A 26,940-nucleotide genomic window follows, 5' to 3' on the forward strand; every position below is an offset into this window, starting at 1 on the left:
CCCGCCGGTGAAGGCGTCCCCCGCGCCCGTCGAATCGACCGGGGCACGGGCCGCCGCGGCGGGCACGCGCCCGGTCACCGTGCCGCCCGAGGCCATCAGGGCGCCCCGGTCCCCGAGGGTGACGACGACCCGCCGGGCGTGACGGCTCAGCTTGGCCGCGGCGTCGGCGGGGTCGGGCAGCCCGGTCAGCTCGCGGGCCTCGTCCGCGTTGGGCAGCAGGAGATCGACCCCGTCGACCAGGTCCAGGAACGCATCGGCGCCGAGGACGGCCAGGAACCCCGCCGAAGCAGGGTCCACGCTCACCGGGACGCCCCGTCGCCGTGCCTCCCTCAGCGCGAGTGCTGCGGTCGCCCGGCTCGTCGACGCGAAGAGGAGATAGCCGGAGAGGTGGAGCCGGTCCGCGCCGTCGAGCAGCGAGGGCGACCAGTCACCGGGGGAGAGGCGCAGGACCGCCCCGCTGTCGGTGAGGAAGGTGCGCTCGGCCGAGGGGTCGACCAGGGCCACCACCGTCCCGGTCGGCGCGTCCTCGTCCACGGACAGGAGCGGACGCACCTTTGCCCGCCGCAGCGCATCCCGGTGCCAGGCCGCGGAGTCGGCTCCCGCCCTGGCCAGCAGCCGCACGTCCGGGCATCCCGAACGCGCCGCCCAGCACGCCGCGTTGGCCCCGGCGCCGCCCGGCAGCGTGGTGATGCTCGCGGGCGTGTCCGTGCCGTGGAGCGGACCGGCCCCGTGCCGTACGACCACGTCGGTGACCACCTCCCCGACGACGAGCAGGCCGCCCCCGCTCACCGTGCCGCCTCCACGGCGATCCGCGCGGCGAGCCGCACATTCCCGCGTACGGCCGCCAGGTTGGCCTCCAGGGAAGCGCCGCCGGTCTCCCGCATCAGGTGCTCCAGCAGGAACGGGGTGACGGCCTGGCCGGTGATCCCCCGGGTCCGGCACGCTTCCAGAGCCGTGGCGAGCACCCGGTCGTGCACCACCGGGTCCAACTGCTCGTCCTGCGGTACGGGGTTGGCGATGATCAGTGCCGCGTCGGGCCCGCCCAGCTCCTTTCGGGCCCGCATCACCGCCGCCACCTCCCGCGGCGTACGGACCGTCCAGTCCACCGGCTCGCCCGAGCCGCTCAGATAGAAACCGGGGAACTCCTCCGTGCCGTAGCCGAGCACACCCACACCGAGGGTTTCGAGCCGCTGCAGCGTCGCGGGCACGTCCAGGATCGACTTCACGCCCGCGCACACCACCGTGATCCCGGTCCGGGCGAGCAGCCCGAGGTCCGCGGACTCGTCCTGTGTCCGGGTCCACTCGCGGTGCACGCCGCCGAGCCCGCCGGTGGCGAAGACGCTCAGACCGGCCCGTGCCGCGAGAAACGCCGTGGCGGACACGGTGGTGGCCCCGTCGGCGCCCAGGGCCAGGGCGGGCGCGAGGTCGCGGTGGCCGAGCTTGCGCACACCGGGGTCCCCGGCGATCCGCTCCAACTGGGCGTCCGACAGGCCCACATGGGGGTGACCGTCCAGCACGGCGACCGTGGCGGGGACCGCACCCGCCTTCCGCACGAGCTCCTCCAGCTCCTGGGCGACATGGAGGTTGCGGGGGCGTGGCAGTCCGTGCGCGATGATCGTCGACTCGAGCGCGACCACGGGCCGTTGTTCCTCGACGGCCTCCAGCACCTCCTCGGAGAGCACGGACGCGTGGTTGCCGGATTCCTGCGACAGGGGTGCCGATGGATTGAGAGGCATGCCCCATCTCTGTCGCGGGTGCCGCGGCCCCAAACCCGGACGGGACGGTACGCCACCGCGCGGTGGGGCGCCTGAGTCCCGTGGGGCGTGTGCGGCGCCGGTCAGGCCCCACGGCCCCCTGCGCCTTCGGTCAGGCGCGCTCGGTCAGGCGCCTTCGGTCAGGCGCCTTCGGGCTTCGGGGCCGGACGGGCGAGCGCACGGCGCAGGGCGAGCCCGGCCATGGGGAGGAGCAGGCAGGCGGCTGTCGCGTTGAGCCACCCGTACCCGAGGCGGGAGACGACGACTCCGGCGACCGCCCCGCCGATTCCGGCCGCGGCGTTCATCGTGAGGTCGGAGAGGCCCTGTGCTGCGGCCCGGGTGGCCTGCGGGACCGATTCGGTCAGCAGCGCCGAACCGCCGACCAGCCCGGCCGACCAGCCGAGGCCCAGCACGAACAGCCCCGCGGCCGTCCTGGCGTGCCCGCCGCCCGACGTGCCCGCGAGCGCCGCGGCACAGCACAGCAGCCCGGCGGCCAGCCCGATGACGGCGAGCCGGCCCACCTTGTCGGCGAGACGGCCCATCACGGGGGAGAAGGCGTACATGCCCGCGATGTGGCCGCTGATGACCAGGCCGATCAGCTGGATGTCCGCGCCGTGGTGCCCCAGGTGGACGGGGGTCATGACCATGATGGAGACCATCGTGGTGTGGGACACCGCGACGGTCACCAGCGCGAGGCGGGCCATCGGGGAGGCACCGACGGCCGCGATTCCCGCCCGCAGCGAGCGGTTGGCGGCGGAACCCGAGCCCTCCGGGGAGAGCGCCCGGGCGGTGAGCAGGGGGTCGGGGCGCAGCAGCACGGCGACGAGGACGCCCGTGAGCAGGAAGATGCCGGCTGCCCAGGCGAACGGGCCCGCGGTCTCCGGCACGGAGGTGCCCCGGAAGGCCCGGCCGGCCGGGGCCGCGATGTTCGGGCCGAGCACCGAACCGATGGTGGTGGCCCAGATGACCGTGGAGATCGCCCGGGCGCGCCGGTCCGGCGCCGCGAGGTCGGCCGCCGCGAACCTCGCCTGGAGGTTGGCCGACGAACCGGCGCCGAACCCGGCCATCCCGAGGAGGAGCAGCGGGAAGCTGCCCACGACCGTGGCGGTCACCACCAAGGAGGCCCCGAGCGCCCCGATCAGATAGGCCAGGACCAGCCCGGGGCGCCTGCCCCGGGACGTCATCAGTGCGGCCAGCGGCAGCGAGAGCAGCGCCGTACCCGTCACGGAGGCCGTCGGTGCCAGCCCGGACAGGGCTTCGGAGCCGCTCACCCCCGCCGCCAGGACCGGCGCGAGCGCGATGCCGATGGCCACACCGAGGCCGCCGAGTATCTGGCTGCCGATGAGGACGGCGGAGGTTCTGCGCTGGAGCTTCGGCAGGTCCGCGGTCGTGATCGGGGAGGCGGGGAAGGCAGTCGTCACCGCCGCAGTGTGCCAGCTCGCACGCATGTACGGAACGGAGCGGGGTGCTGCCCGGCCACGCGCATTCCACGCCTGAGCCGCGGGCGCGCGGGGCGGCCAAGGGGCGGCACGCGGCGGGAGAGGCGGGTGACCGACGCGGGGCGCCGCGGGCGGTGTGCGGCCGGGGCGGGGAGCGCCTCAGAACAGCGGCTGCGGAAGTATCCCCTCCAGCGCCAGCAACCGCCGCTTCGTCTCCGCTCCGCCGCCGAAGCCGCCCAGCCCTCCGTCGCTCTCCACGACCCGGTGGCACGGCACCACCACCGGCAGCGGGTTGGAGCCCATGGCCGCCCCCACGGCCTGGGCGCCGCCCGGCCGGCCGGCACGGCTCGCCAGATCCCCGTACCCGACGACCGTCCCGTAGGGCACCCCGGAGGCCAGCTCGCGGAGGACCTCGCGGTGGAAGCCGGAGCTCAGCGACCAGTCCAGATCGAGGGAGAACTCCCGCAGCTCTCCGGCGAAGTACGCCGAGAGCTGGCGCACCGGACCGGCCAGCAGCGCGGAGTCCGGTGCTTCCACGAGCTCCGCGCCCAGCCGTGTCCGCAGCTGTCCGAGCGCCTTGTCCCGGACCGCCGGGCGCGCGTGGAAGCCGACGGTCACCAGGCCCGCCCGGGTGGCGGCGAGCAGGAGCGGGCCGATGTCGCTCGGCACGACGGACCACTCCACGACCTGTTCGCTGCTCTCCATACGACCACGGTACGGCCGGCCACCGACAACGCCGTCCCGTCCGGCTACCGGCCGGTGGCGTCCCGGACGATGTCGGGGTTGTTGGTGATGATGCCGTCCACGCCGAACCCGGCCACCTCCGTCGCCTTCGCCGCGTCGTTCACCGTCCAGGTGTTGACCCGGAGCGGCTTCCCGTGGGCGCCCTTCAGCTTCTGCACCGCGGCGACGTACTCGGCGCCGATGGTCGTGTACGACGGGTTGATCTGGTCGGTGAACACCGCGTACGCCGGCAGTTCGGCCACCGTCGGGGTGCCGAGGAAGCCCGTGACGACGTCCGGACGCTGCGCGTGGACAGATTTCACACTCTCTGCACCGAAACTCTGGATGATCAGGCTGTGCCTGACGTGACGGCGGTCGAGCCAGCCCTCCTCGCGCAGGACCCGCAGGGTCTCCTTCTCGATCCCGGGGTAGATCTCCGGGCTCTTGATCTCCAGGAGCAGCTTCTGGCGGTTGCGCTCGAGGCGGTGCACGTACTGCGTGAGCGTCGGCACCCGGGCCCCCGCGAAGCGGGCGTCGAACCAGCGGCCCGCGTCCAGCTTCGCGATCTCCGCCGCGGTGAAGTCCTTGACGGCCCAGGGCGCGCGCCCGGGGAAGACCTCCTCGGCGTCGGTGGTCCGGCTCAGAGTGGTGTCGTGCACGACGACCAGCACACCGTCCTTGGTGAGCTGCACGTCGTTCTCGACCCAGTCGATGCCCAGGTCGTCGGCGGCGTCCACGGCGGCCAGGGTGTTCTCCGGGGCGTAGGCCGAGGCGCCCCGGTGGGCGTAGACGACCGGGCTGTCCTGGGCGGCCGAGGCCTGCGCCTGGCCGGCGGGCAGCAGGACGCAGGCGCCGAGCAGGGCGGCGACGGCGCCGGAAGCGGTGGCTGTGCGTGCGGACACGTGTACTCCTCGCGTCGGAATGCGGACATGCAGAGATTCGCATCCGATCCCCAACGGACGGGAGGACGACGATGGCCATGTTGTGAACGGAATGTCGGGCACCGGATCCACGGAGGACCCAGAGGTGCATAAAATGCCGCTCTTATGTTTGCTTGCCGGGCCTTGCCCCTTAGGGTCACCCCGAACCCGGGCACACCGCGAAGGGCGTACCAGCATGCAGGGCACAGTTGACGGATTCACCTACGGCCTCGTGACCCCCGTCACGGCCTTCCTCATGGCGTGTCTCGGCGCCGCGCTCGGTCTTCGCTGCACCACGCGGTCCCTGCGCACACGAGGGGTGTCCAGAGCCGGCTGGCTGGCCCTCGGCGCGACCTCCATAGGATCGGGCATCTGGACGATGCACTTCATCGCGATGCTGGGCTTCACCGTCCGGGAGGCGCCGGTCAGCTACGACAGGCCCCTGACCTATGCCAGCCTCGCCGTGGCGGTCGTCATGGTCGGCGTCGGCATCTTCCTCGTCGGCTACCGGGGCGCCACCCGCATGGCGCTGGTCACCGGCGGGACGATCACCGGCCTCGGGGTCGCGTCCATGCACTACCTCGGCATGGCCGGGATGAACTTCGAGGGACGGTTCGAGTACGACACGCTCACCGTCGCCTTCTCCGTCGTCATCGCCGTGGTGGCCGCGACCGCCGCGCTGTGGGCGGCCGTCTCCGTCCACGGCTTCCTCCCGAGCCTCTGCGCCAGCGTGGTCATGGGCGTGGCCGTGAGCGGGATGCACTACACGGGCATGGCCGCGCTCCAGGTGCACCTCCACCCCGACGCCGCACCGTCACCCCCCGGCGAGGACCCCACCTCGCTGCTCCTGCCGATGATGATCGGTCCCGGCTGCTTCCTGCTGCTCGCCGCGGTGGTCGTGATGATCGACCCCCTGATGGTGACCGGAACCCCGCAGGGTGCGGGCCGGCCGCTCGGCCACCACCCCGGGAACGGCGCGCCCATGACCTCGATCCCCGTCCAGCGCCGCCACACTCCGCCCTACGAGACCGCCTCGCGCAGGGCGTACAGGCAGCCGCCGGACCACTGACAGCCCGCCGTTGTCAGTGGAGGGCCGTACCGTGGTTGCATGCGGCCAGTCTCGAAGATCGAACGTTCGGTGGCGCCTTTCGAGGTCGTCAGTCCCTACCAGCCCAGCGGTGACCAGCCCGCGGCCATCGCCGAGCTGGACCGGCGCGTGCGCGCAGGTGAGAAGGATGTCGTCCTGCTCGGCGCGACCGGCACGGGCAAGTCGGCGACGACCGCCTGGATGATCGAGAAGCTGCAGCGCCCCACCCTCGTGATGGCGCCGAACAAGACGCTGGCCGCCCAGCTGGCCAACGAGTTCCGCGAGCTCCTCCCGAACAACGCCGTGGAGTACTTCGTCTCGTACTACGACTACTACCAGCCCGAGGCGTACGTCCCGCAGTCGGACACCTACATCGAGAAGGACTCCTCGATCAACGAGGAGGTCGAGCGGCTGCGGCACTCCGCCACGAATTCGCTGCTCACCCGGCGCGACGTCGTCGTGGTCGCCTCCGTCTCCTGCATCTACGGTCTGGGCACCCCGCAGGAGTACGTGGACCGCATGGTCCAGCTCAAGGTCGGCGACGAGATCGACCGCGACCAGCTGCTCCGCCGCTTCGTCGAGATGCAGTACACCCGCAACGACCTGGCCTTCACCCGCGGTACCTTCCGGGTGCGCGGCGACACCATCGAGATCTTCCCGGTGTACGAGGAGCTGGCCGTCCGGATCGAGATGTTCGGCGACGAGATCGAGGCCCTCTCCACGCTCCACCCGCTCACCGGCGAGATCATCAGCGAGGACCGGTCGCTCCACGTCTTCCCCGCCAGCCACTACGTCGCGGGCCCCGAGCGTATGGAGAAGGCGGTCGGCCGCATCGAGAAGGAGCTGGAACAGCGCCTCGCCGAGCTGGAGAAGCAGGGCAAGATGCTGGAGGCCCAGCGGCTGCGCATGCGCACGACGTACGACATCGAGATGCTCCGCCAGATCGGCACCTGCTCCGGCGTCGAGAACTACTCGATGCACTTCGACGACCGGGACCCCGGAACGGCCCCCCACACCCTCCTCGACTACTTCCCCGAGGACTTCCTCCTCGTCCTGGACGAGTCGCACGTCACCGTGCCGCAGATCGGCGCGATGTACGAGGGCGACGCCTCCCGGAAGCGGACCCTCGTCGACCACGGCTTCCGCCTGCCCTCGGCCCTGGACAACCGACCGCTGAAGTGGGAGGAGTTCCTGGGCCGGATCAACCAGACGGTCTACCTCTCCGCCACGCCCGGGAAGTACGAGCTGTCCCGGGGCGACGGATTCGTCGAGCAGATCATCCGGCCCACCGGCCTCGTCGACCCGGAGGTCGTCGTCAAGCCCACCGAGGGCCAGATCGACGACCTGGTCCACGAGATCCGCGAGCGGACGGAGAAGGACGAGCGCGTCCTGGTCACCACCCTCACCAAGAAGATGTCCGAGGACCTCACGGACTACTTCCTCGAGCTGGGCATCCAGGTCCGCTACCTGCACAGCGACGTCGACACGCTGCGCCGCATCGAGCTGCTGCGCGAGCTGCGATCCGGCGAGTACGACGTCCTGGTCGGCATCAACCTCCTGCGTGAGGGCCTCGACCTGCCCGAGGTGTCGCTCGTGGCCATCCTCGACGCGGACAAGCAGGGTTTCCTGCGCTCCGGCACCTCGCTGATCCAGACCATCGGACGTGCCGCCCGTAACGTCTCGGGGCAGGTCCACATGTACGCCGACAAGGTGACCCCCGCGATGGCGCAGGCCATCGACGAGACCAACCGCCGCCGCGAGAAGCAGATCGCCTACAACACCGAGCGCGGGGTCGACCCGCAGCCGCTCCGCAAGAAGATCAACGACATCGTCGCGTCCATCGCCCGCGAGGAGGTCGACACCGAGCAGCTGCTCGGGACCGGCTACCGGCAGGCCAAGGACACCAAGGCGCCCGTCCCCTCGCTGGGAGGCAAGGCCGCCGGTGGCGGCAAGACGAAGAAGGACGGCGCGGTGGTCACGGACCGGCCCGCCACGGAGCTCGCGGGGATCATCGAGGAGATGACCGACCGCATGCGGGCGGCCGCCGCCGACCTGCAGTTCGAGGTCGCCGCCCGGCTGCGTGACGAGGTGGGGGAGCTGAAGAAGGAGCTGCGCCAGATGAGGGAAGCGGGGCTGGCCTGACCCATGGGGCCCGCAGTGTTGCAGGACCGACACGAAAACGGCCCTTCACTCCTTCCCGCCCGGAGGGACTGCGTAGGGTGCGGGGAAACCGCACACCGACGGTTGCGGGGCAAGCGGAGAGGGGACAGCGCGTGACGGTCAACATGACCAAGGGCCAGGCCATCAGCCTGCAGAAGAGCGACGGGGGGACCCTGACCGCGGTACGGATGGGGCTCGGCTGGCAGGCGGCCCCGCGCCGTGGGCTGTTCGGCTCGCGTACCAGGGAGATCGACCTGGACGCCTCGGCGGTGCTCTTCGCCGACAAGCAGCCCGTGGACGTCGTGTTCTTCCGCCACCTGGTCAGCGACGACGGTTCGGTCAAGCACACCGGCGACAACCTGGTCGGCGGCGCCGGCTCCGGCGGCGACGACGAGGCGATCCTCGTCGACCTGCAGCGGGTCCCGGTCCACATCGACCAGATCGTCTTCACGGTGAACTCGTTCACCGGCCAGACGTTCCAGGAGGTGCGACACGCCTTCTGCCGCATCGTCGACGAGACCAACGGCCAGGAGCTCGCCCGCTACACGCTGGACGGCGGCGGCCAGTACACGGCGCAGATCATGGCGAAGGTCCACCGCGCGGGCAACGCATGGCAGATGACCGCCCTCGGCAACCCGGCCAACGGGCGGACCTTCCAGGACCTGATGCCGGCGATCCTGCCGCACCTGTAGACGCGACGGGACACGGGCGACACCCGGTCCCCGGACCCGTACGAGCAGCTCCCGGAGGCACGGCCGCCGGGGGCTGCGCCCATGGGCAGCACCACACCGAACGTCGAGGGGACAGGGCTATGACGGCCGAGCTGGTCCGGGGGCAGAACCACACCTTGCCCCAGACCCGTCTGGAGATCAGGGTGTCGGCGGGCTCACCCGTCGTGGCCGGGGCAACGCTCGGGGACGAGCGGGGCACGGTCCACGGCGCCGAGTGGATCGCCCATCCCGGATCGCACCGGCTGCCCGGCCTGGAAGTCTCCCGGCAGGCGGCCGCCGACCACCGGCTGGCCGTGGACCTGGACGCGCTCCCCGACGCGGTCCACCGCGTGACCGTGCTCCTGGCCCTGCCCACGGGGGCCGGCCGGCCGGCCAGATTCGGAGCGGTGGCCGCCCCCTTCGTCGCCGTCACCGGACTCGACGGGGCCGAGATCGCCACCTTCACGCTCACCGGGCTGGACTCCGAGTCCGCCGTGGCGGCCCTGGAGCTCTACCGCCGCCAGGGCGCCTGGAAGGTCCGTGCCGTCGGCCAGGGCTACGCCGCCGGGCTCGCCGGGATGCTCGCCGACCAGGGCGTGGCCGAGGCGGCGGAGCTGGCCGCCTCGATACAGGAGGCCGTCGCCGCCGGGCTCGCCCGCTCCGTGACGCCCCCGCCCCGCGCCCCGGACAGCGAGCGGGTGCACCAGGCCGCGGGCCCCGCGGCGTCCGGTGACGGCAGCGGCCCGCCCGCCGGCCCCCAGGTCCCCGAGCCCGTGAGCGGTCCCACTCCACCGCACACGGAGACCCCGGGCGGACCCGTCGACTACGCGCACCCGCGGCGTCAGACCTCGGCTCCGCCCCCGCCCCCGCCGGCGGCCCCGGCCGCCGAGCCCGGCCGGCCGGCACAGCCCGTCGCCGGTGACGCCACCGGCTGGTCCATGGACGAGCGGCTCTACAACCAGATCTGGGGCATGTTCGAGGACCTCGCCCGCGCCGTCGCCGCGTACCGCAGCGCCGTCGACTTCGCCGAGTCCCGGATGGACCAGGAGCTCGAACGGACGCTCTCCGACCCGCGCAGCCGCATCGGCGGTACGGGCGACCGTGCCCGGGAGGAGGCCAGGGCCAAGCGCGACGAGCTCACCGGCCGGGCACGCGAGGCCCTCGAACGCGATCTCGCCCAGCTCGCCGCCGAGTCCGCCGTGGTGGAGCCCGCCCTGCCCGCCTCGTACGCGGGCTGGGGCAACCCCGTCTGGCACGGTTACCGCGTGCCGATGGAGATCCCGATGGCCCTGCGCATCGGCGACCTCGGTCTGCCCGAGAGCGCGGACCTGCGTATCCCGCTGCTGGTGCGGCTGCCCCTGGAGCGCGGGATCTGGGTGGACAGCGGCCGGACGGCCTCCGAAGAGGCTGCGACGGTGTCCGGGGACCAGCTGCGAGGGCAGGCCATGGAGACCGCGGTCGCCCTGGCGGCGCGGCTGCTCGCCGTCTATCCGGCGGACGAGTTCTCCGTGCACGTCATCGACCCGGCCGGTGCCGCCGTCCGCGCCCTCGCCCCCCTCGTGCGCTCCGGGGTCCTCGCCGGGCCGCCCGCCGCGGGGGCGGAAGGCGTGTCCTCGGTCCTCGCCCGCCTCACCCGGCGCGTCGACCTGGTGCAGATGGCGATCAGGGCCGGTGCCGCGGATGCCCTGCCTCCGGATCTCGACACCGGCGAGCAGCTGCTGATCGTCAACGACTTCCCGCACGGCTTCGACGACAGGGCCGTGACCCAGCTGCGCTATCTGGCCGACGAGGGGCCCTCGGTCGGCGTGCACCTGCTGATGGTGGCCGACCGCGAGGACGCCCGGGCCTACGGTCCCGTGCTCGACCCGCTGTGGCGCTCGCTGCTGCGGATCACCCCCGTGGCGGACGACCACCTCGCCGACCCGTGGGTGGGCCACGCGTGGACGTACGAGCCGCTGAGGCCTCCTCGGGGCAGCAACGTCCTGGAGCAGGTCCTCGCCCTGGTGGCGGCGGCTCGGCGCGGGGGCCTCCGCTGAATCTGCTGAATCCGCTGAACGGATGACGGCGGATCAGGTACTGCTCCCATAGTTCCTGAACAGGTATTTTGATCGCACCTTGGGACGGACTTTACCATTTCTTGGTGCTTCATGTACTGTTCCTGGTGCGGAGGGGAGTACTCCCGATCGCGGCGTTCCCGTCAGTACGGACTGTGACCGGTCCCGGGGCGTCGGCCCGGCGCGCATCCCGCGCTCCCGGGTGGAAGAGACCTCCGGCAGCGACGACGCTGATCTATAGCCGTAGCGAACTGCCGGAGGCGCAGTGGACGTTTCATGGACTCTCTGGACGCTGACCATTCTCGGTCTTGTCGCCCTCATCTCCGTCGACTTCTTCATCGGGCGCAAGCCTCATGACGTGTCGACCAAGGAAGCCGGCATCTGGACCGTCGTCTGGATCGCCCTCGCCGTGCTCTTCGGGCTCGGCCTGCTGGTCTTCGGCGAGAGCCAGGCCTCGGGCGAGTTCTTCGCCGGTTACATCACCGAGAAATCGCTGAGCGTCGACAATCTCTTCGTCTTCGTCCTGATCATGGCGAAGTTCTCGGTGCCCTCACACCTCCAGCAGCGGGTGCTGCTCGTCGGTGTGGTGATCGCCCTGGTGCTCCGAACGATCTTCATCGCCGCCGGTGCCGCGGTCATCGCCAACTTCTCGTGGGTCTTCTACATCTTCGGCGCGTTCCTGATCTACACCGCCTGGAAGCTGATCCAGGAGGCGCGGGCAGACGAGGACGAGGAGGAGTTCGAGGAGAACCGTCTCCTGAAGTCGATCGAGCACCGCTTCGGTGTCGCCGACCGCTACCACGGGACCAAGCTCTTCATCCGGAACAACGGCAAGCGCGTCATGACCCCCCTCATGGTGGTCATGCTCGCCATCGGTACCACCGATGTGCTGTTCGCCCTGGACTCCATCCCGGCGATCTTCGGCCTGACCCAGGACCCGTACATCGTCTTCACCGCCAACGCCTTCGCCCTGATGGGCCTGCGTCAGCTGTACTTCCTCATCGGCGGTCTGCTGAAGAAGCTGGTCCACCTCAGCTATGGGCTCTCGGTGATCCTCGGGTTCATCGGCGTCAAGCTGGTGCTGCACGCCCTGCACGAGTCCGGGGTGCACGTCCCGGAGATCTCCATCCCGTTCTCCCTCACCGTCATCTGCGGTGTCCTGGTGATCACCACGATCACCAGCCTGATGGCCACCAGGAAGCAGACGGCACAGGAGAAGGGCGTGGAGAGCGGCGAGCAGAAGGACGACAGCGAGAACGTCGGCGCGGAGAAGTAGCGCAGGACCGACACACCGACGGCCGGGACCCCTCAGGGGCACCCGGCCGTCGGCCGTTCACGGGCTCACCAGCCGCGCTCGCGCCACTCCGGAAGGTGAGGGCGCTCGGCTCCCAGCGTGGTGTCGTGGCCGTGCCCCGGGTAGACCCACGTCTCGTCCGGGAGCCGGTCGAAGAGCTTCGTCTCCACGTCGTGGAGCAGGCTCGCGAAGGCCTTCGGGTCCTTGCGCGTATTGCCTACGCCGCCGGGGAAGAGGCAGTCCCCGGTGAACAGGTGCGGCGCCCCGTGCGGGTCGTCGTAGACCAGGGCGACGGACCCCGGCGTGTGGCCGGTCAGGTGCCTGGCGGTCAGCGTGACGCGGCCCACCCGGACCGTGCCGCCGTCCTCGACGAGCTCGTCGGTGGGGACCGGGATGCCCTCGGCGTCGTACCTCCCGGCGTACGTCCGCGCCCCCGTGGCCGCCACGACCTCGCCGAGCGCCTGCCAGTGGTCACCGTGCCGGTGCGTCGTGACGACGGACGCGATGCCGTCGTCACCGATCAGCCGCAGCAGGGTCCCTGCCTCGTCGGCCGCGTCGATCAGGAGCTGCTCACCGGTGGCCCGGCAGCGCAACAGGTAGGCGTTGTTGTTCATCGGCCCGACGGCGACCTTGGAGATCATCAGATCCGTCAGCTCGTGCACGTCCGCAGGGCCGCCGACCCTGACCGTTCCGCTGTACGTCATGTGACGCAGCCTATAGCGGGGGCAGCGAGGGAAGGCTGCCGCCTTCGACGGTGAGAGCGGTGCCGTCGCGGCGTCCGCAGAGCCAGCCGAGGATCTCGGGTGCCGTGCCCCGGACGGTCACCGGAGTGCCGTCGGCGCCGCCGCCCGTGGTCCACAGGCGGCCGTCCTGCGTCACCGCGGTCGTGGGGACGACATCAGGATGCCCGGCGAACCGCTCGGCGAGGAAGTCGTTCTCCCTGGTCACGAACTCCTCGGGCAGGTCCTCGAGCTCGTACCCCACCCCCAGGTCGACATGGTGCAGCTCGACCTCGGCCAGGCGGCGGAAGGGGATCCGGGAGGCGGGGTCCGTCACGCCGTTGCGCAGCGTGACCGTGCGCGACCAGTCGGCCGGCTCGTCGGCCGCGGACAGGAAGGCGGCTCCGCTCGCGCGCACGTCGGCGAGTTGCTCGGCCAGGGGGCGCGGTGCGTCGCGGTCGATGTCGGCGTCCCGGGTTTCGCTGTTCGCGTACATCGGCTGTCCCCGGAGAACATTTACGAGGGCGTCGGCGTTACGTGACAGGTGGGCAAGAACATGGCCGCGGCTCCAGCCCGGCAGACGCGACGGCTCGGCAAGGGCGCCGTCGTCCAGCTTGCCCGTGGCACCGAGCAGTCGATCGGTCGCTTCGCGTACAGCTTCCAGGTCGTGCGCATGATCAGTCATGGGCCGAGCCTAGACCTCGCCACTCATTCGGGTGATGGAGTCTTCGGTCGACCGTAAATCGAATGCGCGTGCTATAAGCTCGGAGTCGAAAGCTTCGTACATCGCTGTGGCGCCCCCCATACCCTTGGGACAAGGGCTCATTTCCCCCACTTCTCTCCAGAAAGGTGCGGACCGGCGTGGCCGACCGTCTCATCGTCCGTGGCGCGCGCGAGCACAACCTGAAGAACGTCTCGCTCGATCTCCCCCGTGACTCCCTCATCGTCTTCACCGGGCTCTCCGGATCGGGCAAGTCCTCGCTCGCGTTCGACACGATCTTCGCCGAGGGGCAGCGGCGCTACGTGGAGTCGCTCTCCTCGTACGCCCGGCAGTTCCTCGGCCAGATGGACAAGCCGGACGTGGACTTCATCGAAGGCCTCTCGCCCGCCGTCTCCATCGACCAGAAGTCGACCTCGCGCAACCCGCGCTCGACGGTCGGCACCATCACCGAGGTCTACGACTACCTCCGGCTGCTCTTCGCCAGGATCGGCAAGCCGCACTGCCCCGAGTGCTCCAGGCCCATCGCGCGCCAGTCGCCGCAGGCCATCGTCGACAAGGTGCTCGGCCTGCCCGAAGGCAGCCGCTTCCAGGTCCTCTCCCCGCTGGTGCGCGAGCGCAAGGGAGAGTTCGTCGACCTCTTCGCCGATCTCCAGACCAAGGGCTACAGCAGGGCACGGGTCGACGGCGAGACGATCCAGCTGTCCGAGCCCCCCAAGCTGAAGAAGCAGGAGAAGCACACCATCGAGGTGGTCATCGACCGCCTCACCGTGAAGGACAGTGCCAAGCGCCGTCTGACCGACTCCGTCGAGACGGCGCTCGGCCTCTCCGGCGGGATGGTCGTGCTCGACTTCGTCGACCTCGACGCGGACGACCCCGAGCGTGAGCGGATGTACTCCGAGCACCTCTACTGCCCGTACGACGACCTCTCCTTCGAGGAGCTGGAGCCCCGCTCCTTCTCCTTCAACTCCCCGTTCGGTGCCTGCCCCGACTGCACGGGCATCGGCACGCGGATGGAGGTCGACCCGGAGCTGATCGTCCCGGACGAGGACAAGTCCCTGGACGAAGGGGCGATCCACCCCTGGTCGCACGGTCACACCAAGGAGTACTTCGGCCGCCAGATCACCGCGCTGGCCGAGGCCCTCGGATTCCGTACGGACATCCCCTGGGCCGGACTGCCGCAGCGCGCCAAGAAGGCGCTGCTCCACGGCCACAAGATCCAGACCGAGGTCCGCTACCGCAACCGGTACGGGCGCGAGCGCGCCTACACCACCCCCCGCTTCGAGGGTGCCGTCCAGTACGTCAAGCGGCGGCACTCCGAGGCCGAGAGCGACTCCAGCAGGGAGCGCTTCGAGGGCTACATGCGCGAGGTCGCCTGCCCGACCTGTGAGGGCACCCGGCTCAAGCCGCTGGTCCTCGCGGTGACGGTGATGGAGAAGTCCATCGCCGAGGTCGCCGCGATGTCGATCAGCGAGTGCGCCGAATTCCTCGGCCGCCTCAAGCTGAACGCCCGCGACAAGAAGATCGCCGAGCGGGTCCTCAAGGAGGTCAACGAACGGCTGAAGTTCCTGGTGGACGTCGGTCTCGACTACCTCTCACTGAACCGAGCCGCGGGCACCCTCTCCGGCGGCGAGGCCCAGCGCATCCGGCTCGCCACCCAGATCGGCTCCGGACTCGTCGGTGTGCTGTACGTGCTGGACGAGCCGTCCATCGGCCTGCACCAGCGCGACAACCACCGGCTGATCGAGACGCTGGTCCGGCTCCGGGACATGGGCAACACGCTCATCGTCGTCGAGCACGACGAGGACACCATCAAGGTCGCCGACTGGGTCGTCGACATCGGCCCCGGCGCGGGTGAGCACGGTGGCAAGGTCGTCCACTCCGGCTCGCTCAAGGAACTGCTGGCCAACGAGGAGTCCGTCACCGGGCAGTACCTCGCGGGCAAGCGGGCGATCGCGATGCCGGACGTCCGGCGTCCCGTGGACCCGAAGCGCCGGCTCACGGTGCACGGTGCCCGGGAGAACAACCTCCAGGACATCGACGTCTCCTTCCCGCTCGGCGTGCTCACGGCTGTGACCGGTGTCTCCGGCTCCGGGAAGTCGACCCTGGTCAACGACATCCTCTACACCCACCTCGCGCGCGAGCTCAACGGCGCCAAGTCGGTTCCCGGGCGGCACACCCGGGTCGACGGCGACGACCTCGTCGACAAGGTCGTCCACGTCGACCAGTCGCCGATCGGCCGTACGCCCCGGTCCAACCCGGCGACCTACACCGGGGTCTTCGACCACGTCCGCAGGCTGTTCGCCGAGACGATGGAGGCGAAGGTGCGCGGCTACCTGCCGGGCCGCTTCTCCTTCAACGTCAAGGGCGGCCGCTGCGAGAACTGCTCCGGCGACGGCACGATCAAGATCGAGATGAACTTCCTGCCCGACGTGTACGTCCCGTGCGAGGTCTGTCACGGTGCTCGCTACAACCGGGAGACGCTGGAGGTCCACTACAAGGGCAAGTCCATCGCCGAGGTGCTGGACATGCCGATCGAGGAGGGGCTCGAGTTCTTCGAGGCCGTCCCGACGATCGCCCGCCACCTCCGCACGCTCAACGAGGTGGGCCTCGGATACGTCAGGCTCGGCCAGTCCGCGCCGACCCTCTCCGGCGGTGAGGCACAGCGCGTGAAGCTGGCGAGCGAACTGCAGAAGCGCTCCACGGGCCGCACGGTCTACGTCCTGGACGAGCCGACGACCGGTCTGCACTTCGAGGACATCAGCAAGCTCATCTCGGTGCTGTCCGGCCTCGTCGACAAGGGCAACACCGTGATCGTCATCGAGCACAACCTCGATGTCGTCAAGACCGCGGACTGGGTCGTCGACATGGGTCCCGAGGGCGGTAGCGGCGGCGGTCTGGTCGTCGCCGAGGGCACCCCGGAACACATCGCCTCGGTGCCCGCCAGCCACACCGGGAAGTTCCTGCAGGAGATCCTGGGGGCCGACCGGATCGGTGAGGCGGCGGTGCCCGCCGCCCGCAAGGCCCGTAAGGCGCCGGCGAAGAAGGCCGTCGCCGCCAAGGCCGCCACGGCCCGCAGGACGGCCACGGCCAGGACCGCCGGAAAGGCCGCGGCCGAGCCCGCGCCGAAGAAGGCCGCCCGCGCTCGGAAGGTCTGACACCGGGCGGACGGGCAGGCCTTCCCGCCCGCCCGGCGTTCACGGCACGGGCCCGCCGGGCCTCTGCCTGCCGCCGGGTTCTCTCCGGGGCCGGTCGACGGCACGGCGTTCTTCGTCGGTATCGTCGGTTCTGTCGCCCCTGCCTTCGGGTGCGTTCCGTGCCCCACGGTCCGTGCCCCACGTCCGTGGCACCCGGTGCCCCGGGCGGCGACGGCGGCCCTCTGTCCCCCAGATCAGTGGAGTCCGTATGTCCGCCCTGCCCGCCGCCCGTCGTACCGTCCTGAAGGGCGCCGCTCTTGCCGGTGCCGCAGGGCTGGGAGCCGCCGCCTGCTCCACCGAGTCGAAGCTCGGTCACGCGCAGACACCGACGCCCACCGCGCCCGTGGAGCTCGGCGCCGCGGACGAGGTCCCGGTCGGCGGGGCGAAGCTCTACCGGGAGCAGCGGGTCGTCGTGAGCTGCCCGGCCGCGGGTCGGTACAAGGCGTTCAGCGCCCAGTGCACCCACGCCGGCTGCCTCCTCGACAAGGTCGAGGGGACCGAGGGCAACTGCCCCTGCCACGGCAGCCGCTTCGACGTGACCACGGGCAAGGCCGTGCGGGGACCGGCCACGGTGCCGCTGCCCCCGGTCCCGCTGAAGCTCGAGAACGGGAAGCTCGTCGCAGGTCCCGGGGCCTGACCTCCGGCGGCGCCCTCCGGGGCCTGCTCCCGCCACCTCCGGGGGCTCCGGCACGGGTCCCCGTCGCAGGTCTCCCGAGCCCGGGCGATCCCGCTCTGTCACAGCCCGCCAGTAGGGTGTGAGACATGGCAGACCCCTCCAGCTACCGCCCCAAGCCGGGACAGATCCCCGACTCCCCGGGGGTCTACAAATTCCGCGACGAGCACCGCCGGGTGATCTACGTCGGGAAGGCCAAGAATCTCCGCCAGCGCCTGGCGAACTACTTCCAGGACCTCGCCGGGCTGCACCCGCGCACCCGCACGATGGTCACCACGGCCGCCTCCGTGGAATGGACCGTGGTCTCCACCGAGGTCGAGGCGCTTCAGCTGGAGTACTCCTGGATCAAGGAGTTCGACCCCCGGTTCAACGTCAAGTACCGCGACGACAAGAGCTATCCCTACCTCGCGGTCACGCTCAACGAGGAGTTCCCGCGCGTCCAGGTCATGCGTGGGGCCAAGAAGAAGGGCGTGCGCTACTTCGGTCCGTACGGGCACGCCTGGGCGATCCGCGAGACGGTCGACCTGATGCTCCGGGTCTTCCCCGTGCGGACCTGCTCCGCGGGGGTCTTCAAGAACGCCGAGCGGAGCGGCCGGCCCTGCCTCCTCGGCTACATCGGCAAGTGCTCCGCGCCGTGCGTCGGCCGGGTCACCCCCGAGGAGCACCGTGATCTCGCCGAGGACTTCTGCGACTTCATGGCGGGCCGTACCGGGACGTACATCCGCCGCCTGGAGAAGGACATGATGCAGGCGGCCGAGGAGATGGAGTACGAGCGGGCGGCGCGGCTGCGCGACGACGCCGAGGCTCTCAAGCGGGCCATGGAGAAGAGCGCGGTCGTCCTCGCCGACGCCACCGACGCCGACCTGATCGCCGTGGCCGAGGACGAGCTGGAGGCGGCGGTCCAGATCTTCCACGTCCGCGGCGGGCGGGTGAGGGGCCAGCGCGGCTGGGTGACCGACAAGGTCGAGGCCGTCGACACGGCGGGTCTCGTCGAACACGCCCTCCAGCAGCTGTACGGGGAGGAGTCGGGCGACTCCGTCCCCAAGGAGGTGCTGGTCCCGGCACTCCCCGAGGACCCCGACGCCGTGTCCCAGTGGCTCGCGGACCGCAGAGGGTCCCAGGTCAGCCTCCGCATCCCGCAGCGGGGCGACAAGAAGGACCTGATGGTCACGGTCCAGCGCAACGCCCAGCAGGCGCTGGGTCTCCACAAGACCAAGCGCGCCTCCGACCTCACGACGCGCTCCCGCGCCCTGGAGGAGATCGCCGAGGCGCTCGGTCTCGACACCGCGCCGCTGCGCGTCGAGTGCTTCGACATCTCGCACCTCCAGGGTGACGACGTCGTCGCGTCCATGGTGGTCTTCGAGGACGGCCTCGCGCGCAAGAGCGAGTACCGCCGCTTCCAGATCAAGGGCTTCGAGGGCCAGGACGACGTCCGGTCGATGCACGAGGTCATCGGACGGCGCTTCAAGCGCTATCTGCAGGAGAAGGAACGGACGGGGGAGTGGGAGGAGACCCCGGCGCCCACGGGCCCCGTCCCGGCCCCCACCGCACCCGCGGCCGGGGTCCCTGCCTCCACCGTGGAGCCCGTGGCCGCCGCGGTCGCATCCGGGGCGCAGCACCCCGCACCCGCGCGGGAGGAGCCCCGCGAGGACGACGGCCGTCCCAAGCGCTTCGCCTATCCGCCGCAGCTCGTCGTCGTCGACGGAGGGCAGCCGCAGGTCGCCGCCGCCAAGCGGGCCCTGGACGAGCTGGGGATCGACGACATCGCCGTCTGCGGCCTCGCCAAGCGCCTCGAAGAGGTCTGGCTGCCCGACGACGACGACCCGGTGGTCCTGCCCCGCTCCAGCGAAGGCCTCTATCTCCTGCAGCGCATCCGGGACGAGGCCCACCGCTTCGCCATCACCTACCAGCGGGCCAAGCGGGCCAAGCGGATCCGGAGCAGCCCGCTGGACGACGTCGCGGGGCTCGGAGAGACCCGGAAGCAGGCACTGATCAAGCATTTCGGCTCCGTCAGGAAGCTCCGGCAGGCGACAATCGACGAGATCTGCGAGGTGCCGGGGATAGGGCGCAGGACCGCGGAGTCGGTCGCCGCCGCGTTCGCCGCGGCCGCCCCGGCCGGCCCCGCCGTGAACACGGCCACAGGAGAGATCATCGAAGAGGACGACGGGGGCAGCAGGACATGACCGAACACGCGCACGAACACCAGGAACACCACGACGAGCGCGGCCGAGCAGACGGAGCAGCACACGTGAGTACGGGAAGCACCACGGAGGAGGCCGAGGCCACCACGCCCGCCATCCCCGAGCTGGTGATCATCTCCGGAATGTCCGGCGCCGGGCGGAGCACGGCAGCCAAGTGCCTGGAGGACCTCGGCTGGTTCGTCGTGGACAACCTGCCGCCCGCGCTGATCCCCACCATGGTGGAGCTCGGCGCCCGGTCCCAGGGCAACGTCGCCCGTATCGCCGTCGTCGTCGACGTGCGGGGCCGCCGTTTCTTCGACAACCTCCGGGAGTCGCTCGCCGACCTCGAGGCCAAGCACGTCACCCGGCGGATCGTCTTCCTGGAGTCCTCCGACGACGCCCTCGTACGCCGTTTCGAGTCGGTCCGCCGCCCGCACCCGCTCCAGGGCGACGGCCGCATCGTGGACGGCATCGCGGCCGAGCGTGATCTGCTGCGCGAGCTGCGGGGCGACGCCGACCTGGTCATCGACACCTCCAGCCTCAACGTGCACGAGCTCCGGGCCAAGATGGACGCCCAGTTCGCCGGGGACGAGGAGCCGGAGCTGCGGGCGACGGTGATGTCCTTCGGCTTCAAGTACGGGCTGCCGGTCGACGCCGACCTCGTCGTCGACTGCCGCTTCCTGCCCAACCCGCACTGGGTCCCGGAGCTCCGCCCCTTCACCGGGCTCAACGAGGAGGTGTCCGACTACGTCTTCGACCAGCCGGGCGCCAAGGAGTTCCTCAACCAGTACACGGAGCTGCTCCAGCTGATCGCCACCGGCTACCGGCGCGAGGGCAAGCGGTACGTGACCATCGCCGTCGGCTGCACGGGCGGCAAGCACCGCTCCGTCGCGATGTCGGAGAAACTCGCCGCCCGGCTGGCCACCGAAGGGATCGAGACCGTCCTCGTCCACCGGGACATGGGGCGCGAGTGACCAGTCGCCAACTGCGTCAGCGCCGGCTGAGCAGGGCCACGGCCGCGCTCTCCGGCCGCAAACGCGGGGCGCAGCCCAAGGTCGTCGCCCTCGGCGGCGGCATGGGGCTGTCCGCCTCGCTCACGGCGCTGCGCCGGATCACCGGCGACCTCACGGCGGTGGTCACCGTCGCCGACGACGGCGGTTCCAGCGGCCGCCTCCGTGAGGAGCTCGGTGTCCTCCCGCCGGGCGACCTGCGCAAGGCGCTCGCCGCGCTGTGCGGGGACGACGCATGGGGCCAGACCTGGGCCCAGGTGATCCAGCACCGCTTCGAGTCCAAGGGCGACCTGCACGATCACGCGGTGGGCAATCTGCTCATCGTCGCGCTCTGGGAACAGCTGGGGGACCACGTCCAGGCCCTGGACCTCGTCGGCAAGCTGCTCGGAGCACACGGCAGGGTGCTGCCGATGTCCGCGGTCCCCCTGGAGCTCCAGGCGCTCGTACGAGGACACGACCCCGGGCGCCCCGACGACCTCGTCACCGTGCGGGGGCAGGCGACGGTGGCCCTGACCCCCGGCGAGGTCCAGTCCGTCCACGTCGTCCCGGCCGACCCGCCGGCCGTTCCCGAAGCGGTGGCCGCGGTGCTCGACGCGGACTGGGTGGTGCTCGGCCCGGGGTCGTGGTTCTCCTCCGTGATTCCGCACCTGCTGGTGCCCGAACTGCTCGACGCGCTCGTGACCACGAAGGCCCGTAAGGTCCTCTCGCTGAACCTCGCACCGCAGCCCGGTGAAACAGAAGGCTTCTCACCGCAGCGTCATTTGGAGGTTTTGGGACGACACGCCCCTAAACTCGCCATGGACGTGGTGCTGGCCGACGAGGCCGCCGTGCCCGACCGCGAGTCCCTCGCCGACGCCGCACAGCGGCTCGGAGCCGCGGTCGAGCTGGCCCCCGTGGCCTCACCCGACGGCGTTCCGATTCATGATCCGGAGCTGTTGGCCGCCGCGTACGACCGTATTTTTCGGATGCATGGAAGGATCGGCCCATGGCGATGACGCCAGCGGTGAAGGACGAAGTCTCTCGGCTTCCCGTGACCCGGACCTGCTGCAGAAAGGCAGAGGTCTCGGCGATTCTTCGGTTCGCGGGCGGGCTGCACCTGGTGAGCGGCCGGATCGTGATCGAGGCCGAGCTGGACACGGCGATGGCCGCCCGCCGGCTCAAGCGGGACATCCTCGAGATCTTCGGGCACAGCTCCGAGCTGATCGTGATGGCGCCGGGCGGACTGCGCCGGGGCTCCCGCTACGTCGTGCGGGTGGTGGCGGGCGGCGACCAGCTGGCGCGCCAGACCGGCCTGGTGGACGGCCGCGGCCGTCCGATCCGCGGCCTTCCCCCGCAGGTGGTCTCGGGGGCCACCTGCGACGCGGAGGCGGCATGGCGCGGTGCCTTCCTGGCGCACGGCTCGCTCACCGAGCCCGGCCGCTCCTCCTCGCTCGAGGTGACGTGTCCGGGTCCGGAGGCCGCCCTCGCCCTGGTCGGCGCCGCCCGCAGGCTCTCCATCGCCGCCAAGGCCAGGGAGGTGCGCGGGGTCGACCGTGTCGTCGTCCGCGACGGCGACGCGATCGGCGCCCTGCTGACCCGCCTCGGCGCCCACGAGTCGGTGCTGGCGTGGGAGGAGCGCCGGATGCGGCGCGAGGTCCGGGCCACGGCCAACCGGCTCGCCAACTTCGACGACGCCAACCTCCGCCGTTCCGCCCGCGCCGCGGTGGCGGCGGGCGCCCGGGTGGGGCGCGCGCTGGAGATCCTGGGCGAGGAGGTCCCGGAGCACCTCGCGGCGGCCGGACGGCTGCGCATGGAGCACAAGCAGGCCTCCCTGGAGGAGCTGGGAGCGCTCGCCGACCCGCCGCTGACCAAGGACGCGGTCGCCGGCCGGATCAGGCGCCTGCTGGCCATGGCGGACAAGCGTGCCCAGGATCTCGGCATCCCCGGCACGGAGTCGACCCTCAGCGAGGAGCTGGCCGACGGCCTCGTCGGCTGAGGACGACGGCAGAGCCCCGGCCCGCCTCCCGGCGTGGCCGGGGCTCCGCCGTCTCCGCCGTGCGCCGTCCGGCGACGGGGCGCCGGACGGCCGTGGTCACCGGGCTCCGCGAGGGCTCCGGGCGGCGTCATTTTTGCGCCAGGGGGAGGGCGCCATTCCTCGAATTCCGCCGAGAGGTTTTTCTGCATATCCGAGTGCGGCCCCGCACGAATGAGCGGCCGGTGCTTCTGCAGTTCCGCCGTCCGCGCGCCCTTGGAATAAGCGGACGGCCAGGCACTTTTTATCGATTGAGTGCCGCTCCGCACAATTGAGCATGCTTGCTCACCGCGTACTTCGCGCGCGCCCGGCGGCGGCGTCCGCCCTGACGGTCCATGGCCGGAACCATGAGGGTCGGGCCTGCGTCGGTGACTCCCGGTGACATCGCACCGTCGGATGCCTCCCTCCGTCCGCCTCTCGCAAGGGGTGTGGTTCCGGAGGGTGTTGACGTTCGGTGACCGCTCCGTGCGCGGCGGACGCCCCCGCCGCACGCCTCGGTGCACCCCGAGGCCGGAATCCGGCACTCCTACTCGGCGGTAAGGGGATCCCCCTTCGCGCCGCCCCTCTCGATGTCACTCCGGGGCCTTCGGAGAGGTAGGGTCGTAGGCGGTCGGGGACATCCCTAATAAAACTCGCCGGCATCGAAACCGGCGTTCCTAACGAGGAGATCGGTTCGTGACGATCCGCGTAGGCATCAACGGCTTTGGCCGCATCGGTCGTAACTACTTCCGCGCGCTGCTGGAGCAGGGTGCGGACATCGAGATCGTGGCTGTCAACGACCTGGGTGACACTGCGACCACGGCTCACCTGCTGAAGTACGACACCATTCTGGGTCGTCTCAAGGCAGAGGTCAGCCACACCGCCGACACCATCACCGTCGACGGTCACACCATCAAGGTGCTCTCCGAGCGCAACCCGGCCGACATCCCCTGGGGTGAGCTGGGCGTCGACATCGTCATCGAGTCGACCGGCATCTTCACCAAGAAGGCCGACGCCGAGAAGCACATCGCCGGTGGCGCCAAGAAGGTCCTCATCTCGGCTCCGGCCAAGGACGAGGACATCACCATCGTGATGGGCGTCAACCAGGACAAGTACGACACGGCCCACCACCACGTCATCTCCAACGCCTCCTGCACCACCAACTGTGTGGCGCCGATGGCCAAGGTTCTCGACGAGAACTTCGGCATCGTCAAGGGCCTGATGACGACGGTCCACGCGTACACCAACGACCAGCGCATCCTGGACTTCCCGCACTCGGACCTGCGCCGCGCCCGCGCCGCCGCCGAGAACATCATCCCGACCACGACGGGCGCCGCCAAGGCGACCGCCCTGGTCCTCCCGCAGCTCGAGGGCAAGCTCGACGGCATCGCGATGCGCGTCCCGGTCCCGACCGGTTCCGCCACCGACCTCGTCGTGACGCTGCAGCGCGAGGTCACCAAGGACGAGGTCAACGCCGCGTTCAAGAAGGCGTCCGACGACGGCGACCTCAAGGGCTTCCTGACCTACACCGAGGACCCGATCGTCTCCTCGGACATCGTCGGTGACCCGTCGTCCTGCACCTTCGACTCCTCCCTGACCATGGTCCAGGAGGGCAACTCGGTGAAGATCCTCGGCTGGTACGACAACGAGTGGGGCTACTCCAACCGCCTCGTCGACCTGACCGTCTTCGTCGGCGACCAGCTCTGATCCTAGGATCGGCAGGCAACCAGGTGTGATGTGAGGGGCTCGGACGGCGCGATGTGGCGCCGTTCGAGCCCCCTCGCATGCTCATCAGTCCTTCCAAGGAGTAGAGGAACAGATGAAGACGATCGACGAACTTCTCGCCGAAGGGGTCGCGGGGAAGCGGGTATTCGTCCGCGCCGACCTCAACGTGCCGCTCGACGGCACCACGATCACCGACGACGGCCGCATCCGCGCCGTCCTGCCGACGGTCTCCCAGCTCGCCGCCGCCGGCGCCCGGGTCATCGTCGCCTCGCACCTCGGCCGCCCCAAGGGCGCCCCGGACCCGGCCTTCTCGCTGGCACCGGCCGCCGCCCGCCTGGGTGAGCTGCTCGGCTCCGGGACCGCCTTCGCGACGGACACCGTCGGCGAGTCCGCCCGCGCCACGGTCGCCGCCCTCACCGACGGCCAGGTGGCCGTCATCGAGAACCTCCGCTTCAACGCGGGCGAGACGTCCAAGGACGACGCCGAGCGCGGAGCCTTCGCCGACCGGCTCGCCGAGCTCGCCGACGTGTACGTGGGTGACGGCTTCGGCGCCGTCCACCGCAGGCACGCCTCGGTCTTCGACCTCCCCGCCCGGCTCCCGCACTACGCGGGCCACCTCATCGCCACCGAGGTCGGCGTCCTGAAGAAGCTCACCACCGACGTCAAGCGGCCCTACGCGGTCGTCCTCGGCGGGGCCAAGGTCTCCGACAAGCTCGGAGTGATCGACCACCTGCTGGAGCGCGCGGACCGCATCCTCATCGGCGGCGGCATGGCGTACACCTTCCTCAAGGCCCAGGGCCACGAGGTCGGCAGCTCGCTGCTCCAGGAGGACCAGATCCCGGCCGTGCAGGAGTACCTGCGGCGCGCCGAGGAGAAGGGCGTCGAATTCGTCCTGCCGGTCGACGTCGTGGTGGCCCCCGCCTTCCCCGACCTCAAGACCAAGGCCCCGACCCACCCCACCACCGTCGCCGCCGACGCCATGCCGGCCGGCCAGATGGGGCTGGACAACGGACCGGAGACCAACAAGCTCTACGCATCGAAGCTCGCCGACGCGGCCACCGTCTTCTGGAACGGCCCGATGGGCGTCTTCGAGCATCCCGACTTCGCCGACGGCACCCGCGCGGTCGCCCAGGCGCTCGTCGACTCGTCGGCCTTCAGCGTCGTGGGCGGCGGGGACTCCGCAGCCGCCGTCCGCATCCTCGGCTTCGACGAGAATGCTTTCGGCCACATCTCGACCGGTGGCGGCGCCAGCCTCGAATACCTCGAAGGCAAGACGCTTCCCGGACTCGCCGCACTGGAGGACTGACCCTCAATGACTGCTCCCGCACAAGGCCGTACCCCGCTCATGGCGGGCAACTGGAAGATGAACCTCAACCACCTCGAGGCCATCGCGCACGTCCAGAAGCTCGCTTTCGCCCTGGCCGACAAGGACTACGACGCGGTCGAGGTCGCCGTCCTGCCGCCCTTCACGGACCTGCGTTCCGTGCAGACGCTGGTCGACGGCGACAAGCTGAAGATCAAGTACGGGGCCCAGGACATCTCGGCGCACGACTCCGGCGCGTACACCGGTGAGATCTCCGGCCCGATGCTCGCCAAGCTGAAGTGCACCTTCGTCGCAGTCGGTCACAGCGAGCGCCGCCAGTACCACGGCGAGAACGACGAGATCTGCAACGCCAAGGTGAAGGCCGCGTACAAGCACGGTCTGACCCCGATCCTCTGCGTCGGTGAGGGCCTGGACATCCGCAAGGCCGGTGACCAGGTCTCCTACACGCTGGCGCAGCTCGACGGCGCGCTGAAGGACATCCCGGCGGAGCAGGCCGAGTCCATCGTGATCGCCTACGAGCCGGTGTGGGCCATCGGCACCGGTGAGGTCGCGACCCCCGAGGACGCCCAGGAGGTCTGCGGTGCGATCCGCCGCCGGCTCGCCGAGCTCTACTCGCAGGAGTTGGCCGACGCCGTCCGTATCCAGTACGGCGGCTCGGTGAAGTCCGGCAACGTCGCGGCCATCATGGCGCAGCCCGACGTGGACGGTGCCCTCATCGGCGGTGCCGCGCTCGACGCCGACGAGTTCGTCAAGATCGTCCGCTTCCGCGACCAGTAGGATCGTCCGCTTCCGCGACCAGTAGGATCGTCCGCTTCCGCGGCCGGTGAGTATGCGGTGGAGCGGATCCGTCGTACCCTTGCGGGGGCCAGGGGGGTGTATCCCCCGGGCCCCCGCTGTTCGTACATGCAGTCCTAGGAATTCCGGAAAGTAGGGACCAGCCGTGGTTTTGGCGTTCGAGATCGCCCTGATCGTCTTCAGCCTGCTGCTGATGCTGCTGGTGCTGATGCACAAGGGAAAGGGCGGCGGCCTCTCCGACATGTTCGGTGGCGGGATGCAGTCCTCCGTGGGTGGCTCGTCGGTCGCCGAGCGGAACCTCGACCGCATCACCGTCGTGGTCGGTCTGGGTTGGTTCGCATGCATCGTCGTCCTTGCTCTGCTGATCAAGCTGGACAGCTGACCCTTCGTCCGTGAATCCCGGTGAGGGTGTAACTCCTTTCACTGGACGCGCGTTGGGCCTTACGTAGACTGGGGCATCTTCGAGCA

The 26,940-nt window shown here is 70.6% G+C and carries 22 protein-coding genes; 15 read left to right on the top strand and 7 right to left on the bottom strand.

Features of this window, described 5'->3' with window-relative positions:
- The 5 genes from B9S57_RS04680 to B9S57_RS04700 all read right to left on the bottom strand — a co-directional run.
- Window positions 1-789 (bottom strand): carbohydrate kinase family protein (locus B9S57_RS04680; RefSeq protein WP_103514241.1); only part of this gene is annotated, 789 nt, incomplete at its 3' end.
- A complete protein-coding gene (locus B9S57_RS04685; protein ID WP_103514242.1) occupies window positions 786-1,736 on the bottom strand; it encodes a pseudouridine-5'-phosphate glycosidase in 951 nt (316 codons plus the stop codon). The genes B9S57_RS04685 and B9S57_RS04680, both read right to left, overlap by 4 nt.
- Before the next feature lie 158 nt (window positions 1,737-1,894).
- Window positions 1,895-3,202: an MFS transporter gene (locus B9S57_RS04690; RefSeq protein WP_103514243.1), complete on the bottom strand. Its 1,308-nt coding sequence runs from the start codon at window positions 3,200-3,202 to the stop codon at window positions 1,895-1,897.
- Between the two features lie 150 nt (window positions 3,203-3,352).
- Window positions 3,353-3,898, bottom strand: a complete 546-nt coding sequence (locus tag B9S57_RS04695; RefSeq protein ID WP_103514244.1) for a methylated-DNA--[protein]-cysteine S-methyltransferase — start codon at window positions 3,896-3,898, stop codon at window positions 3,353-3,355.
- A 44-nt stretch (window positions 3,899-3,942) separates the two neighbouring features.
- A complete protein-coding gene (locus tag B9S57_RS04700) occupies window positions 3,943-4,818 on the bottom strand; it encodes a glycerophosphodiester phosphodiesterase family protein (protein ID WP_103514245.1) in 876 nt (291 codons plus the stop codon).
- A 214-nt stretch (window positions 4,819-5,032) separates the two neighbouring features.
- Here B9S57_RS04700 and B9S57_RS04705 point away from each other — a divergent pair, with 214 nt between their 5' ends.
- From B9S57_RS04705 to B9S57_RS04725, 5 genes are all read left to right on the top strand, one after another.
- Window positions 5,033-5,905, top strand: a complete 873-nt coding sequence (locus B9S57_RS04705) for an MHYT domain-containing protein (RefSeq protein ID WP_103514246.1) — start codon at window positions 5,033-5,035, stop codon at window positions 5,903-5,905.
- 39 nt (window positions 5,906-5,944) lie between these two features.
- Window positions 5,945-8,065: an excinuclease ABC subunit UvrB gene (uvrB, locus tag B9S57_RS04710; protein ID WP_103514247.1), complete on the top strand. Its 2,121-nt coding sequence runs from the start codon at window positions 5,945-5,947 to the stop codon at window positions 8,063-8,065.
- 131 nt (window positions 8,066-8,196) lie between these two features.
- Window positions 8,197-8,775, top strand: coding sequence for a TerD family protein (locus B9S57_RS04715; protein ID WP_103514248.1), 579 nt, complete (start codon window positions 8,197-8,199; stop codon window positions 8,773-8,775).
- Between the two features lie 119 nt (window positions 8,776-8,894).
- Window positions 8,895-10,829, top strand: coding sequence for a TerD family protein (locus tag B9S57_RS04720; RefSeq protein WP_103514249.1), 1,935 nt, complete (start codon window positions 8,895-8,897; stop codon window positions 10,827-10,829).
- Window positions 10,830-11,112: 283 nt separating this feature from the next.
- A complete protein-coding gene (locus tag B9S57_RS04725) occupies window positions 11,113-12,123 on the top strand; it encodes a TerC family protein (RefSeq protein ID WP_103514250.1) in 1,011 nt (336 codons plus the stop codon).
- A 65-nt stretch (window positions 12,124-12,188) separates the two neighbouring features.
- Here the strand turns inward: B9S57_RS04725 and B9S57_RS04730 are convergent, their stop codons facing one another.
- Window positions 12,189-12,845, bottom strand: coding sequence for an MBL fold metallo-hydrolase (locus tag B9S57_RS04730; RefSeq protein WP_103514251.1), 657 nt, complete (start codon window positions 12,843-12,845; stop codon window positions 12,189-12,191).
- Window positions 12,846-12,855: 10 nt separating this feature from the next.
- On the bottom strand, window positions 12,856-13,545 hold the full coding sequence (locus B9S57_RS04735) for a maleylpyruvate isomerase family mycothiol-dependent enzyme (RefSeq protein ID WP_103514252.1): 690 nt from the start codon (window positions 13,543-13,545) through the stop codon (window positions 12,856-12,858).
- Between the two features lie 176 nt (window positions 13,546-13,721).
- Between B9S57_RS04735 and uvrA the strand changes: the two genes are divergently transcribed.
- The 10 genes from uvrA (at window position 13,722) to secG (ending at window position 26,854) form a co-directional block, all read left to right on the top strand.
- Entirely contained in the window at window positions 13,722-16,736 is a 3,015-nt protein-coding gene (gene uvrA, locus B9S57_RS04740) for an excinuclease ABC subunit UvrA (protein WP_103514253.1), read from the top strand.
- A gap of 247 nt (window positions 16,737-16,983) precedes the next feature.
- A complete protein-coding gene (locus tag B9S57_RS04745; RefSeq protein WP_103514254.1) occupies window positions 16,984-17,412 on the top strand; it encodes a Rieske (2Fe-2S) protein in 429 nt (142 codons plus the stop codon).
- A gap of 125 nt (window positions 17,413-17,537) precedes the next feature.
- Window positions 17,538-19,631, top strand: a complete 2,094-nt coding sequence (gene uvrC, locus B9S57_RS04750) for an excinuclease ABC subunit UvrC (protein WP_103514255.1) — start codon at window positions 17,538-17,540, stop codon at window positions 19,629-19,631.
- Window positions 19,628-20,602: an RNase adapter RapZ gene (gene rapZ, locus B9S57_RS04755; RefSeq protein ID WP_103514256.1), complete on the top strand. Its 975-nt coding sequence runs from the start codon at window positions 19,628-19,630 to the stop codon at window positions 20,600-20,602. The genes uvrC and rapZ overlap by 4 nt, the downstream gene beginning before the upstream one ends.
- A complete protein-coding gene (gene yvcK / locus B9S57_RS04760) occupies window positions 20,599-21,633 on the top strand; it encodes a uridine diphosphate-N-acetylglucosamine-binding protein YvcK (RefSeq protein WP_103514257.1) in 1,035 nt (344 codons plus the stop codon). The genes rapZ and yvcK overlap by 4 nt, the downstream gene beginning before the upstream one ends.
- On the top strand, window positions 21,624-22,613 hold the full coding sequence (gene whiA, locus B9S57_RS04765; protein ID WP_018104603.1) for a DNA-binding protein WhiA: 990 nt from the start codon (window positions 21,624-21,626) through the stop codon (window positions 22,611-22,613). The genes yvcK and whiA overlap by 10 nt, the downstream gene beginning before the upstream one ends.
- A 711-nt stretch (window positions 22,614-23,324) precedes the next feature.
- Window positions 23,325-24,335 (top strand): type I glyceraldehyde-3-phosphate dehydrogenase, encoded by a 1,011-nt coding sequence (gene gap, locus B9S57_RS04770; protein WP_103514258.1) that lies wholly within the window; start codon window positions 23,325-23,327, stop codon window positions 24,333-24,335.
- Window positions 24,336-24,447: 112 nt separating this feature from the next.
- The gene (locus B9S57_RS04775) at window positions 24,448-25,659 is read left to right on the top strand and encodes a phosphoglycerate kinase (protein WP_103514259.1); all 1,212 of its coding nucleotides are present in this window, start codon (window positions 24,448-24,450) and stop codon (window positions 25,657-25,659) included.
- 6 nt (window positions 25,660-25,665) lie between these two features.
- Window positions 25,666-26,454 carry a triose-phosphate isomerase gene (gene tpiA / locus B9S57_RS04780; protein ID WP_103514260.1) on the top strand — a complete coding sequence of 263 codons (789 nt, stop codon included), beginning with the start codon at window positions 25,666-25,668 and terminating at the stop codon, window positions 26,452-26,454.
- A 163-nt stretch (window positions 26,455-26,617) separates the two neighbouring features.
- Complete coding sequence (gene secG, locus B9S57_RS04785) at window positions 26,618-26,854, top strand: preprotein translocase subunit SecG (RefSeq protein ID WP_031094498.1); 237 nt, start codon at window positions 26,618-26,620, stop codon at window positions 26,852-26,854.
- Window positions 26,855-26,940: the final 86 nt, after the last annotated feature.

This window comes from Streptomyces sp. SM10 (genome assembly GCF_002910915.1).
In the GTDB taxonomy this organism is placed as follows: domain Bacteria; phylum Actinomycetota; class Actinomycetes; order Streptomycetales; family Streptomycetaceae; genus Streptomyces.

Bases quoted from the DNA above. Each gene is read 5' to 3' on its own strand.
- uvrB (WP_103514247.1), top strand. From the start codon at position 5,945: ATGCGGCCAGTCTCGAAGATCGAACGTTCGGTGGCGCCTTTCGAGGTC.
- B9S57_RS04695 (WP_103514244.1), bottom strand. From the start codon at position 3,898: ATGGAGAGCAGCGAACAGGTCGTGGAGTGGTCCGTCGTGCCGAGCGAC.
- B9S57_RS04775 (WP_103514259.1), top strand. From the start codon at position 24,448: ATGAAGACGATCGACGAACTTCTCGCCGAAGGGGTCGCGGGGAAGCGG.
- uvrC (WP_103514255.1), top strand. From the start codon at position 17,538: ATGGCAGACCCCTCCAGCTACCGCCCCAAGCCGGGACAGATCCCCGAC.
- B9S57_RS04720 (WP_103514249.1), top strand. From the start codon at position 8,895: ATGACGGCCGAGCTGGTCCGGGGGCAGAACCACACCTTGCCCCAGACC.
- whiA (WP_018104603.1), top strand. From the start codon at position 21,624: ATGGCGATGACGCCAGCGGTGAAGGACGAAGTCTCTCGGCTTCCCGTG.
- B9S57_RS04735 (WP_103514252.1), bottom strand. From the start codon at position 13,545: ATGACTGATCATGCGCACGACCTGGAAGCTGTACGCGAAGCGACCGAT.
- B9S57_RS04730 (WP_103514251.1), bottom strand. From the start codon at position 12,845: ATGACGTACAGCGGAACGGTCAGGGTCGGCGGCCCTGCGGACGTGCAC.
- tpiA (WP_103514260.1), top strand. From the start codon at position 25,666: ATGACTGCTCCCGCACAAGGCCGTACCCCGCTCATGGCGGGCAACTGG.
- B9S57_RS04690 (WP_103514243.1), bottom strand. From the start codon at position 3,202: ATGCGTGCGAGCTGGCACACTGCGGCGGTGACGACTGCCTTCCCCGCC.
- rapZ (WP_103514256.1), top strand. From the start codon at position 19,628: ATGACCGAACACGCGCACGAACACCAGGAACACCACGACGAGCGCGGC.
- B9S57_RS04685 (WP_103514242.1), bottom strand. From the start codon at position 1,736: ATGCCTCTCAATCCATCGGCACCCCTGTCGCAGGAATCCGGCAACCAC.
- B9S57_RS04705 (WP_103514246.1), top strand. From the start codon at position 5,033: ATGCAGGGCACAGTTGACGGATTCACCTACGGCCTCGTGACCCCCGTC.
- B9S57_RS04745 (WP_103514254.1), top strand. From the start codon at position 16,984: ATGTCCGCCCTGCCCGCCGCCCGTCGTACCGTCCTGAAGGGCGCCGCT.